Annotated in this window: 8 protein-coding genes, 3 tRNA genes and 1 pseudogene; 6 read left to right on the forward strand and 6 right to left on the reverse strand. The window is 65.6% G+C overall.

Annotation, left to right across the window (positions count from 1 at the left end):
- Window positions 1-30: 30 nt before the first annotated feature.
- From QZ670_RS09395 to QZ670_RS09415, 5 genes are all read right to left on the reverse strand, one after another.
- Window positions 31-2439, reverse strand: a complete 2409-nt coding sequence (locus QZ670_RS09395) for a zinc-dependent metalloprotease (RefSeq protein WP_294254292.1) — start codon at window positions 2437-2439, stop codon at window positions 31-33.
- Between the two features lie 375 nt (window positions 2440-2814).
- The gene (locus QZ670_RS09400) at window positions 2815-3393 is read right to left on the reverse strand and encodes a PEPxxWA-CTERM sorting domain-containing protein (protein ID WP_294254294.1); all 579 of its coding nucleotides are present in this window, start codon (window positions 3391-3393) and stop codon (window positions 2815-2817) included.
- 921 nt (window positions 3394-4314) lie between these two features.
- Window positions 4315-4391: transfer RNA gene (locus tag QZ670_RS09405), tRNA-Pro, on the reverse strand.
- 71 nt (window positions 4392-4462) lie between these two features.
- Window positions 4463-4538: transfer RNA gene (locus QZ670_RS09410), tRNA-Ile, on the reverse strand.
- 64 nt (window positions 4539-4602) lie between these two features.
- Window positions 4603-6186 carry a histidine kinase dimerization/phospho-acceptor domain-containing protein gene (locus tag QZ670_RS09415; RefSeq protein ID WP_294254296.1) on the reverse strand — a complete coding sequence of 528 codons (1584 nt, stop codon included), beginning with the start codon at window positions 6184-6186 and terminating at the stop codon, window positions 4603-4605.
- Window positions 6187-6361: 175 nt separating this feature from the next.
- On the opposite strand from QZ670_RS09415, the gene QZ670_RS09420 reads away from it, so the two are divergent.
- On the forward strand, window positions 6362-6835 hold the full coding sequence (locus tag QZ670_RS09420; protein WP_093295502.1) for an Lrp/AsnC family transcriptional regulator: 474 nt from the start codon (window positions 6362-6364) through the stop codon (window positions 6833-6835).
- An 84-nt stretch (window positions 6836-6919) separates the two neighbouring features.
- Here the strand turns inward: QZ670_RS09420 and QZ670_RS09425 are convergent, their stop codons facing one another.
- A complete protein-coding gene (locus QZ670_RS09425) occupies window positions 6920-8206 on the reverse strand; it encodes a tetratricopeptide repeat protein (protein ID WP_294254300.1) in 1287 nt (428 codons plus the stop codon).
- 257 nt (window positions 8207-8463) lie between these two features.
- Here QZ670_RS09425 and gyrA point away from each other — a divergent pair, with 257 nt between their 5' ends.
- From gyrA to QZ670_RS09450, 5 genes and pseudogenes are all read left to right on the forward strand, one after another.
- Window positions 8464-11208, forward strand: coding sequence for a DNA gyrase subunit A (gene gyrA, locus QZ670_RS09430; RefSeq protein ID WP_294254302.1), 2745 nt, complete (start codon window positions 8464-8466; stop codon window positions 11206-11208).
- 3 nt (window positions 11209-11211) lie between these two features.
- Window positions 11212-11565, forward strand: a complete 354-nt coding sequence (locus QZ670_RS09435) for a DUF952 domain-containing protein (protein WP_294254305.1) — start codon at window positions 11212-11214, stop codon at window positions 11563-11565.
- Window positions 11566-11633: 68 nt separating this feature from the next.
- A tRNA-Glu gene (locus QZ670_RS09440) sits at window positions 11634-11709 on the forward strand.
- Window positions 11710-12343: 634 nt separating this feature from the next.
- Complete coding sequence (locus tag QZ670_RS09445; protein WP_294254307.1) at window positions 12344-12655, forward strand: STAS domain-containing protein; 312 nt, start codon at window positions 12344-12346, stop codon at window positions 12653-12655.
- Window positions 12652-12738 (forward strand): annotated as a pseudogene (locus QZ670_RS09450) (response regulator); the annotation flags it as partial. The gene QZ670_RS09445 and the pseudogene QZ670_RS09450, both read left to right, overlap by 4 nt.

Consider the following 12738-nt stretch of genomic DNA (forward strand, 5'->3'; position numbering starts at 1 on the left):
CTTCTCCTCGGGCAAGCCATCAGACGTAGATCAATCCTCGAACCAACCGGTGTCCCCGATCGGCATGCCCGGCGGGATGGCGGGGCTTCCCTGCGGCTTGTCGATCGCGCGCTGCAGCGCATCCTTGTCGCGCAGCAGTGCGGCGGTATGCCGCGCCCAGGCGCCGTCCTGCCCCGCCCCGCCCGCGGCCAGGGTGGTAGCGATCGACGATAGCCGATCCTCGAGCAGCGCCGCCACATCCGGGCTGGTATCCGGGTCGCGGGCGGCCGCCGCGATCGACAGCAGCATACGATAGGCGATGCGACGACCGACCGCATCCCTCCGCGCGGTAGGGAGCGTCGCCTGCAGGCGGTCGAGCAACGTCTCGACCCCCGGCAGGGCAGCGTCGCGCCGATGCTGTTCGAACAGCCGGCGCAGGCGTGCCGGTGCGAGCAGCGAATCCAGCGTCAGTTGCGCGGCGACGTCGGCGGCGGCCAAGGGATCGAAGGCGAAGGATCCGGCGTTGCGGAACACTTCCTGGTCGAATTGCGGGTCGTCCCGACCGTTGATCGCGGCGGAGAGCGGCATCACCAGCCGATCGGGCACGGTGAGCGTCGTCGGCGACAATGTTTCGACCAGCGCATCGAGCGCGACCATTTGCATGGCGGCGGGCACCGGCCTTGCCGCCGGATGATTGTCGCCCGCTACGGCATAGTCGGAATCGATACCGCCGACCAGCTTGCCGACCGCATCGATGTCGTAGCGATGCAGCAGCCAGACGGGCACGAACTTGCGCCGAAGGTCGGCGAGCGCCTCGTCCTTGCGCAGCACGCCCGCTCCGAAATTGGCGAGCGCCACCCGCCGCACCGCCAGCATGTGGCGCAGCGACGCCACGGGATCGGGCCCGTCGTCCCACATGCTTCCCCAAGGACTCGGCGTATCGGGTGCGCGGCCATCGACGTCGGTGACGTATCGCAGCCCGCGCGCCTGCACGGCGAGCGCCTTCTGCCGCGCAGCCGCATCGGGGTCGACACCGGGGGCGGGCTGGCCGTAGAGCCAGTCGACGGTGAAATCGTCCCAGGCGCCGCCGCCTTTCGCATAGGCGTCGGACAGATCGATCGCGCCGCCGACCAGTTTGATGCGCGGCGACGGATAATCCATCACGGTGGTGCGATCCTGGGTGCTGCCGGCGAAATTGTGCATGAAGCCCAGTGCATGCCCCACTTCGTGCGCGCCGAGCTGGCGGATGCGATCGAGCGAGACCCGCACCGGATCATTGGGTCCGCCGCTGTCGTTCTGCGCGGTGCCGACCAGCCCCTCGAAGATCGCCATGTCCTGTCGCACGCGCAGCGCGCCGATCACGACATTGCCCTTGATGATCTCGCCGGTGCGCGGATCGACGATGCCGCCGCCATAGGACCAGCCGCGCGTCAGCCGGTTGCTCCAGTTGACCATGTTGTAGCGCACGTCCATCGGATCGGCGCCCTCGGGCAGCACCTCGGCGCGGAAGGCGTCGATCAGCCCGGCCTTGTCGAATGCCGTGCGCCAATAGTTCACGCCCTCGACCAGCGCGGTGCGGATGGGCTCGGGCGCGGCGCGGTCGACATAGAAGACGATCGGCTTCTTCACCCGTGATCGCGGCGCCGCGGGATCGACCTTCTCGAGGCGGAAATGGTTGGCGAGCTGCTGCACCACGTCCTGACCCAGTGGCGCGCCATAGTCGTAATAGCGCTCCCCGCTTGTTCCCGATCGAGGATCGAAGCGCCGCACCTGGAAACCGGGTGCCGGCAGGCGCACGAAACTGTGGTGTACGACGAAGCCGATCTGCCGGGGCTCGGCGGCGATGGCCGATACTTCTCGCCCCGGCGTGTCGCTCTGATAAGTCTGGAGTGCGTCGATCTCGATATTGTCCGGGAACACCTTGACCGAGCCCGGATCGGCGGCGCTGAGCGACTCCGCCAAACGGAAGCCCTTGCCGCCTTCGTTCAGCGCGTCGGCCAGGCCTACCGTGTCGCGGATCAGGAACGGCGCGAGGTCGATGGTCAGTGCGCCGTCTGGCCCGGTCGCCACCACATCGAGCATCGCCACTACGCTGAACGGAAAGCTGGTGCGGCCGCCCTCGGCCACGGCGGCATCGCCAGTAGCTCGGAAACGCCAGTTCTCGAACGTCACCGCTACCTTCTTGCCGATCCGGCGAAAGGCGAGGATCTGCTCGGCGCCGACCATGCCGCGATCGATGCGCAGGTTGGCCGAACCCAGCCCGCTGCGCATTGTCGTCGCATAGAGGAAGCGGCCGGCCACGCCGTCCGCATCGGGTCGCGGCAACGTGAACAGGATACGCCCTTCGGCGGCGATCGCCTTGACCGGGAGCAGCGGCGCCTCCTGCGCCCGTACCGGCTGCGCGGCCGCACTCGCCGCCAGCCAGGCCGCCATCGCCATTCCCCCTGCCCGACCCCGCATGCCCGATCTCCCCCCGTTGTGGTGCGCTGCCGCATCCTAACCGCAAAACCCGTTGCGCACCCCGACAATTATGCGCAATATTTGATATCGAACCGGTCGATTTGTTCAACGGGAGAGGTAGTCCTCGGCATCAATTGTCCCGCGCTATCAAGCAAAAGACCGTTGCTTTGCGTAGGGTGCTGGAGAATCGCGTTTGGCCGACGTCGGCGTCAGGGCTGCGACTAGCCGTTCGTTTCTCTAGACGCGCCCTCGGAGCCCGCCCGTTCCACCGGATCGCCCCTTTCGTCGGCGATGCTCCGACGCTGCATCTGCTTCATGCAAAAAGGGCGACGCCGTCACCGGCACCGCCCTTTCCGTACGTAGCTCTGACGCCGATTAGGCGGCAGCAACCTTCGCGCTGGCGCGACGACGACGCACGGCAGCACCGGCGAGGCCGGCGCCCGCGATCATCATGCCCCAGCTGGCGGGCTCGGGGATCGGGCTCGGCGGCGACGCGAAGCTGAAGCTGCCCGAGATGTCCGAACCGGCGCCGCCGGCCTGGTTGAAGGTGAAGGCAACCGAGGCCTTGCCCTTGTCGTAGCCCGACGCGACGTTCGGGGTGAAGTCACCGAGCGTGTAGATGGTGACGAAGTTCAGGCCCGTGGTGACCTTCGCGACCTGGCCGGCGAACGAGCCGAAGACGCCGGAGAACGTCACGTCAGCACCCGTGGTCGCAGTGACCGACGAGGTGAGGAAGGACGTGAACACGCCGACCGACGACAGGTCGCCGCTCGAACCCAGCACGGCGCTGCCGCCGTTGCTGAACGTGGTGTCGGCACCGATCGCTGCGGTGCTGCTCTTAACGTTGACCAGACCAGCCGAGAAACCGCCGATGATGGTCGCCGCCGAAGCGGTGGCCGGGGCTGCAACCGCGACGGTCGCAGCAGCCAGCAGGGTGAGAACACGAGTGCGCATAAAACCCCCTAATGGTTAACACGCCGACGGGTTGCCGGCAGCGCCCTACTCCACGGAAAAACATATTGCGTCAACTATAATGTGCAGTGCAGCAAGTTCATTTGAATATAAACCGTCAGCCAGCAACTATTTACGTCGAGCCCTAGGTGCACAGATCCCATTATGCATGCCAATCTATATAGATAGCAGCAGCACGAGATCGGCGAGAACTTATCCTTCAATTTTTTGAAGGTGATATATATTATGCGTAACTGCGCTTTATAGGATCTATAAAGCGACCAACCCGCGCCACACTTCGATTACACGAAGCTTGACTACGATCGAGACTGCAATGCACAGCGGTGCGTATGCAACCGCCGGAATTAACCACTTCTTAACCATTTGGTTCCCGAGAAACCGAAACGAATTCAGCGCGCTTCGCAGCCCCGCGCGATTGGACAGCGAAATGCAAGAAATCCATAGTTTCGTTGCAGATAGGATCCGAGGTTTCGATGTTTTGCGGACATCTTGCACAGCAGCGCAACACGTCGCGGACCCTGCGTGCGATGTGACCCTGGAACCGCTCACTGGCGCGCCGACGCAAGCTATTTGCCGACGTCATCCCGGCCCCTGCTATACCGACGCTCGGGAATAGTGCATTGCGACAACTCCGCACACGCCCTCCTTGGGGACAGGTCCCAGTCACCACGCCCCCGCCGCCCGCACGTGCGCGGCGCATGCGTGGCGCAACGCTGCGGGTGGACGACGCGCGTTACTGTACCGAACGAGGTGCGGAGGACGGCGGCATAAAACAGATGCCGGCATCCCCTTTCCAGCACAGACCGACGCCCAATTGTGCACCGCATGTGTGTTCTGCGATGGGCACAAACCAGAATATCGAACCGCGCAAAGTGGCGGTGTTCGGTCACTGTTATGGTGAAATGGTCGGGGAGACAGGATTCGAACCTGCGACCCTCTGGTCCCAAACCAGATGCGCTACCAGACTGCGCTACTCCCCGACGAACCGCGGCGCTTAGAGCCTCCGCGCCGCAGACACAAGGCCCGGCAAGCTCCGGACCAAGCGACACACTGGTGGGCCCGGCAGGACTCGAACCCGCAACCTAGCCGTTATGAGCGGCCAGCTCTAACCATTGAGCTACAGGCCCCCAGCGCCGGCCTGCCCTAGCGGAGGCGCCGCCCAGGCTGCAAGCCCAAGCTGCGCAGGTACGGCTAGTTCCGGTGCACCTGCTCACGCGTGCCCGGCATCGCGGCAGGAAGGCGCAACGTTAGAAGATCGGGGGCGATCACCAGGCCGCCGCCCAGCTCGCGCGCCAGGTTGCGCGCCAGCCGCAGCGCGAAGCCGGTGCCGAGCAGCGTACCGTCCTCGTCCTGCTCGTCGTCGATGCCGAGCACCGCCTCGCCAGGATAGTGGCCGAGCGCGCGCGGACGCGCGATCATGATGGCGACGTGCTGCTCGCCATCCTGCGCGAAGCGGACCTGCAGCCGTTCGCCCTCCGCCGTGGCGGAAACCAGAGTCGCCAGCAGCCGCGCGAGCAGCCGCTCAACGGCGCGGCGGTCGCCAGACGCCGCCATGTCCTCCTCGGGCAGCAGGATCGCCGAGCCGCGCAGCGCCAGCAATTCGCCGAGATCGGCGACAATCGCCGAGAGCAGCGGGCGCAGCGCTACCCGCCCCTCGCCCAGCGACAGCGCCGCGCTCTCGATCCGCGCAGCGAGATCGAGATCGTCGATCGCGCCGAGCAACTCGCGCGCCTGGGCGCGGATCACCGCCGCACGGTCACGATAGGGCTCGGGCACCGGGCCCAGCATCTGGGTCTCGATCATCTCGGCGAAGCCTGCGATCGCATTGGTCGGCGTGCGCAGTTCGTGGACGATCTGGCGGAGCGCATCGGCTTCAAGCGGCGCGCGGACGGGCTCGGCTCGCTCGTCGGCACGCGGACGCCGGGCAGTGCCGCGATAACCGGTAAACCGGCCGGTAACGGGCTCGAAGGCCGGAAGCGCCGAGAGAAGCCAGTCGCCGGCAGCATCCGATTCGCCCTCGATCGTCAGGCGCGCATTGGTGAAGCCGGCCCGTCGCCGAAAGGCCCCCGCCGCGACGCCGTCTAGCCGGCCGCCGCGGGCCAACCCTTGCAGGTCTAGCGAGAGGCCGATCACCGGCGGTCGGCTGACGCCTTCCACCCAGCGCACGACGCCCGCAGCATCGGTTTCGAAGCGAAAATTGCGCGCGCGCTCGCCGCCAGGAACCGCCGCCTTGGCCGCATCGCGGTCGCGGTGATAGGCCTCAATCCGCGCAACCAGATCGGCGACGGCGAACAGGCCTTCGGGCTCGATCTCCTCTGCCGTGGCTTGCGCCTCGCCGCGATGATCCGCCAGGACGAAATCGACCGCACCGAAGCTTTCGAGTGCGCGCATCACGGCGGGTGGAAGATCGCGGCGATGACGCAGGACGTGCCGCGCGCCCGGCGCCAGCGCAGGCAGCAGCGCGATCCATTCCTCCTCGGACAAGGTCGCCTCTCGCAGGACCGGCAGCGCGACGCTGAGTTCGTCGATGGCGAGCAGCCACACCAGATCGGCCGGCGGCCGGGCACCTTCCAGCGCGCGCGCGCTTGCGGCGCGGACGGTCAGCGGCACGGTATCGCGAATGGCCTCCAGCGCCGCGAGCGCCCGCGGCTCGGCAGGCACGCGCCCGCGCCCGAGCAGATCGACCAGCTGGCGCCACGCCAGCGGCGCGCCGGCAGCCGAGCGCAGGTCACCGGCCAATACCGTTTCCAGCGTATCGTCAAAGCGCAGCGGCAACGCCGTCGTCCCCCAAGGTCCAATCCATCACGACATGTTCATACCGCCATGCAACCCACGGTGGAAACAGTCCATTTCGGCACGTCGCAATGTGGGACAATTGCGTTGAAGCGTAATTTTATTATGCTAGGAAGCATCGATAAGAAACGAACCCACGCAGGAGCCCCAGAAAAAAATGCGATTCGACGAGATCGACGTCCGTATCCTCGGATTACTCCAGGAAAATGGCCGCATGACCAATGTCGAGCTTGCCGAAAGGGTCGGGCTCACCGCCCCGCCCTGCCTGCGCCGCGTCCGCGCGCTGGAACAGGAAGGTGCGATCAAGGGATACCATGCCGCGCTCGATCCGAGCGCGCTTGGCTATAATCTCACTGTCTTCGCGATGGTGAGCTTGAAGAGTCAAGCCGAAAGCGATCTCCGCGCCTTCGAGCAGCTGGTCGCCGAAATACCCGAAGTGCGCGAATGCCACATGCTCAACGGCGAAATCGATTTCATCCTGAAGATCGTCGCGCCGGACCTGCAGAGCTTCCAGACCATCCTTACGACGCGGCTGACCACCGCCCCCAATGTCGAGCACGTCAAAACGTCGCTCACCATCCGCACCGCCAAGGCGCTGCCCGGGGTGCCGGTGCCGGAGTTCAAGGGCTGACCTCCCGACCGATGCAGGCCCAAAAACAGAAAAAGGGGCGGTCCCGCGGGACCGCCCCATTTCTTTTGGCAGGTGCCAGCGCGATCAGGAAAGCGCCGGCAGATCCAGCGCGACCGCCCACAGCGCAGCGAGGTCGACCGCCGGCGCAGCCTTGACCTGGCCGAAACCGGTGCGCGCCTCGTCCTTGCGGCCGAGATTGTACAGCGCGATGCCGCGGTGCAGGTTGACGTCGTCGGTGGCGACGCCGCCCTTCTGCAGCGCGATGTCGTACAGCTCGACGGCCTTGGCATAGTCGCCCGAGGCGAGGAACGCGTCGCCGGTCTGCGCCGCCATCTTGCCGTTGGCGGCCGCCTGCGACTGCTTGATCAGCGGGGTGAGCGAGCCTTCCGACTTCGACTTGGTCTGCGCCGAGGTGTAGACGCGGGCGATGTCGGCATTGCCAGCCGGCAGCTTGCCCGCAGCGCGGCCCTCGTCGATCACCGCAACCGCTTCCCAGGGAAGGCCGGCGGCGTTCACCGATTCGGCATAGTCGAGATAGTCGTTCTGGTCGGCCAGCACCTTGGTGGTGCGCAACAGGCGATAGAGATCGATGCGCTGCGCCGCGGTCAGGCGACCACCGGCCGAATCCGCGCTACCGCGCATCACCAGCACGCCCCAGCGCCAGTTCTGCTTGGTCGGATAGTCGGCGATCATCTTCTTCATCCAGTCCGCGGTCGCGACGCGGTTGCCGGTGGCGTAGACGCGCGGGATAGCAAACTGGTACCAGGCGACGGGCGGCTTCTGGCCGGTAGCCTTCACCGCCTGAATCGCGCGATCGACTTCGGCGACCGACTCGTTCGGCTTGCCGGTCGCAGCATAGGCGTTGGCGAGCGCAATCGAGATGTCGAAATCGTTGTTGCCGGCTTCGCGCGCCTTGGTCAGGTTGTCGATCGCTTCCGGATACTTCTTCTCGTTCAGCGCCTGGTTACCGACAATCGTGTAATATTGGCGCTTGTAGATCGGCAGCTCGTTTGCCGGCGTACGCGGGCTGGCGATCAGGATCGGCAGCGTCTTGGTCAGGCCGGCCATGTCGTTCTGACCAATCTGCACGCGAGTCCGCAGATAGGCGGCGTAATATTTCTCGTCATCGTTCTGCGCGACCTGGTCCAACGCGTCGAGCGCAGGGGCAGCGGCGGCCCAGTTCTTTGCCTGGACCGCGTCCATCGCGGGCTGGGCGGCCTTGCGGAAGGCATCGCCCACCTTCAGCGCGTTGGGATCCTCCTTCGCGGCGGCGCCCTTCTTGTCCTTCTGGGCCAGCGCCGGCGTCGACACCAGCGCGGTGGAACCCAGCGCAAGCATGGCAGTCAGCGCAAGCTTCGAAACAACCTTCATGTGAAACTCTCCTCGTCGGCCAGGCGGCGTCACGTCATCCTCTAAAGGCGCCCTGTACACCATTCAAGCGCACTTGCCGTGCTGGAAGCACGCTGAACCACGATTGAATAAGCGCCATTGCGGTGCGGAAACGTTTAGCCCCTGACTTGGCTCCCATGCTCCCCACGCGCGCACGTACGCGCGGGCGCGGGGTTGGCAGGAGGCATGCAGGCGGCTAGAGCCATTTCAGCGTAACAAAAACCCGAAAGTCTGTTGCATTGACCGACGAGACCCTGCTCGCCGACCCTTCCGACATTACCCCGATCTCGATCGTCGACGAGATGAAGACCTCGTACCTCGATTACGCGATGAGCGTGATCGTGGCGCGCGCCCTGCCCGACGTTCGTGACGGCCTGAAGCCCGTCCACCGCCGCATCCTCTATGCCGCTCAGGAAGGCGGCTATGTCGCCGGACGGCCCTACCGCAAGTCCGCCCGCCTGGTCGGTGACGTGATGGGTAAGTACCACCCGCACGGCGACAGCTCGATCTACGACGCGATGGCCCGCATGGCGCAGGATTGGGCGATGCGCGTGCCGCTGATCGACGGCCAGGGCAATTTCGGCTCGATGGACCCCGATCCGCCCGCCGCGATGCGCTACACCGAAGCGCGCCTCGCCCGCGTGGCGACGGCGCTGCTCGACGATATCGAGAAGGACACGGTCGACTTCGTGCCGAACTATGACGGTTCGGAAAGCGAGCCGTCGGTTCTCCCTGCCCGCTTCCCGAACCTGCTGGTCAACGGCGCGGGCGGCATCGCGGTCGGCATGGCAACCAACATCCCGCCGCACAATCTCGGTGAAGTGATCAACGCCTGCCTCGCCTATATCGACAACGGCGCGGTCACCGCCGAGGAGCTGATGGAGATCGTGCCGGGCCCGGACTTCCCGACCGGCGCGGTGATCCTCGGCCGCTCGGGCTGCCGCTCGGCCTATCAGACCGGTCGCGGCTCGATCCTGGTGCGCTCGCGCCACGAGTTCGAGCAGCGCGGCGAGCGCCGCTCGATCGTGCTGACCGAGATCCCCTACCAGCAGGGCAAGAACGCGCTGGTCGAGAAGATCGCCGAGGCCGCCAAGGAAAAGCGGATCGAAGGCGTCTCCGACATTCGCGACGAAAGCTCGCGCGAGGGCGTGCGCATCGTCATCGACCTGCGCCGCGACGCGACGCCCGAGGTGGTGCTCAACCAGATCTGGCGGAACACGCCGGCGCAATCCAGCTTCCCGGCCAACATGCTCGCGATCCGCGGCGGCCGCCCGGAACTGCTCAACCTGCGCGACATCATCGAGGCCTTCGTCAAGTTCCGCGAGGAGGTCATCACCCGCCGCTCGAAGTTCGAGCTGGCCAAGGCGCGCGAGCGTGCGCACATCTTGCTCGGCCTGGTGATCGCGGTCACCAATCTCGATGAGGTGGTGAAGATCATCCGCGGCTCGTCGAGCCCGGCCGCCGCGCGCGAGGCGCTGCTCGCCCGCGAATGGCCGATCGCCGAGATCGCGCCGTACATCCGCCTGGTCGAGGCGGTGGACACCGAGGTCACCGGCGACAGCTACCGCCTGTCCGACACCCAGGTCCGCGCGATCCTCGACCTGCGCCTGCACCGCCTGACGGCGCTCGGCCGCGACGAGATCGGCGACGAGCTCAAGGAACTCGCCGATTCGATCGCCGAGCTGCTCGAGATTCTCGGCAACCGCGCCAAGCTCTACGAAGTGCTGCGCGGCGAGCTGGTGCTGATCCGCGACACCTATGCCACCCCGCGCAAGACCGAGATCGCCGCTGCCGCCGACGGCATCGACGACGAGGACCTGATCGAGCGCGAGGACATGGTCGTGACCGTCACGGTCCAGGGCTATATCAAGCGCACCCCGCTCGACGCCTTCCGCGCCCAGGCGCGCGGCGGCAAGGGCCGCGCAGGCATGGCGACCAAGGACGAGGATGCGATCACCGAGCTGTTCGTCACCTCGACGCACACGCCGGTGCTGTTCTTCTCCACCCTCGGCCGCGTCTATCGCATGAAGGTGTGGCGCCTGCCGGAGGGCGGCCCCGCCACCCGCGGCCGGCCGATGATCAACCTGCTGCCGCTCGCCAATGGCGAGACCATCTCCACCGTGCTCCCGCTGCCGGAGGACGAGGACGAATGGGCGAACCTCCACGTGATGTTCGCGACCGCCAAGGGCAATGTCCGCCGGAACAGCATGGACCTGTTCACCAACGTGCCCTCGAACGGCAAGATCGCGATGAAGTTCGAAGGCGAGGACGAGGACGATCGCCTGATCGGCGTTGCGCTGCTGGGCGAAGGCGACGACGTGCTGCTGGCGACGCGTGCCGGCAAGGCGATCCGCTTCCCGGGCGAGGACGTCCGCGCCTTCCAGAGCCGCGCCTCCACCGGCGTGCGCGGCATGCGGCTGGCGGACGGCGACCAGGTCATGTCGCTCTCGATCCTCCACCGCTCGGGCGCAAGCCAGGAGGAGCGCGATTCGTATCTCCGCTTCGCTCCGTGGAAGGGCGAGCGCGAGGGCGTATGCGACCTGCCGGCCGAGCGCTTCGAGGAGATGAAGGAGCGCGAGCAGTTCATCCTCACGGTCTGCGCCAACGGCTATGGCAAGCTCAGCTCGGCCTATGAATATCGTCGGACCGGTCGCGGCGGCCAGGGCATCACCAACATCGACAACATCGCCCGCAACGGGCCGGTGGTGGCGAGCTTCCCGGCGACCAAGGGGCATCAGCTGATGCTCGTCACCGACCAGGCCAAGATGATCCGCATGTCGCTCGGCGACCTGCGCGTCATCGGCCGGAACTCGGCGGGCGTGCGGCTGTTCAACGTCGCGGCAAACGAGCATGTCGTCTCGGCGGCACGCATCGAGGAGAGCGAGGACGAGGCCGAGATGAACCTGGGCGACGGCGCCGTGGCAGGCGAAGCAACCCCGGACGCGGTGCCGGGTGAAGACCTTGCCGATGGCGGCGAGGCCTGAGCCATGGCCGACATGCCCCTCACCGCCTACAAGATCCTGACCCAGGACCAGATGGACACGCTCGAGCACGAACGTGTCTTCCTGGGCGCGCCGATCGATGTGCAGGACGGCTATATCCACCTCTCCACCGCCGAACAGGCGCAGGAGACGCTGGAGAAGCATTTCGCCGGCCAGTCGGGCCTGTGGCTCGCCGCGGTGGATCTTGCCGCGCTGGGCGACACGGTGCGCTGGGAGCCGTCGCGCGGCGGCCAGCTCTTCCCCCATATCTACGGCCCGCTGCCGCTCGACGCGGTGACGGCGTACAGCGAAGTCGCGTACGAATTGGACGGCAGCCTGCGCCTGCCGGTGGCGGGCTGAAAAAAGTCTGAAAACATCGCTTGACGGGGCCGGTCTCGGAACGTAATTGGCCGCCTCCGCCAAGCAATGGCCCCTTCGTCTAGCGGTCTAGGACGTCGCCCTCTCACGGCGAAAACACGGGTTCGAGTCCCGTAGGGGTCACCAAATTGCCTTCCCAGGGCACCCCAGAACATGCCGTAATCGGCGATGTTCTTTTATATTCTTGGCGCACTGCACTCCCCTTCAAGCTGACGAAGCGGCACGATATGCCAGCCCGCCGATCGCATCTGCCGGTCGTGTCGGCCGGAAATTCCATCGGGCGCTGTCGGTGGTTGCGATCCAAGCCCCCAGAGAGTCGCGGCAGGGCTACAGCTTGGCCTATGATGGTCGGATCCCGCGCGCGATCAGCGCCCCAGCCGACGAAATCGATCCGCGATACGGGCCACGGGCGTCCCGCCCCCATATGGTCCAGCCCGGGACCGCCGATGGTCGGCCGCCGTGGAAATCATGCAGCACCTGCTGCATTGCAGCGTGGTGGCAGGGAACTCTCCGCTGCATTTGCAGCATGGTATCGGCAGAAACGGGTCTTTCAAAAATATGAGAGACCTTATTCAATTATTTCAAACCTCTCCGTAATTGCACCATCAATGCACCGCACTCACCAATGCCGCGCATGATATTTGCGTTAATTTCACGTTTAACAATACGTCTGCGCTATTTCTCTCTAAAAGTAGAATACACGATGAATTTATCAGACCAGTATTCTTACGGATAGTATATTTACGGCGCAGGCTAGAACATGGTTGCCAGATCCGCATCTGCGAAGTCACTTACCGTTCGAAACATCACTGAACTCTATCGGGACGTGGTGGCGCGATATGAGGCCGAGGCTCCGATCGATATCGACCTCACTTCTGTCGAGGACGTCGATCTCAGCCTTGTCCAACTGCTCCTAGTCTTGCGGACCGCCGGTGCGGCGGCCGGCCGGGAGATTCGGCTGCGCAGCCCCGCCCCTGCGCCGGTGGCCGCGCTGCTCGAGCGTGCCGGCTTTCTCGCCGCTGCCACCTCCCAAGATCTCGACTTCTGGTTTCACGGAGAACGTGCCCAATGACCGCCTCGATCCTCACCGTCGATGATTCGCCCAGCCTGCGCATGGCGATCAAGATCGCGCTGACCGGCGCGGGCTACAGCGTC

The organism is uncultured Sphingomonas sp., from assembly GCF_913774285.1.
In the GTDB taxonomy this organism is placed as follows: Bacteria; Pseudomonadota; Alphaproteobacteria; order Sphingomonadales; family Sphingomonadaceae; genus Sphingomonas.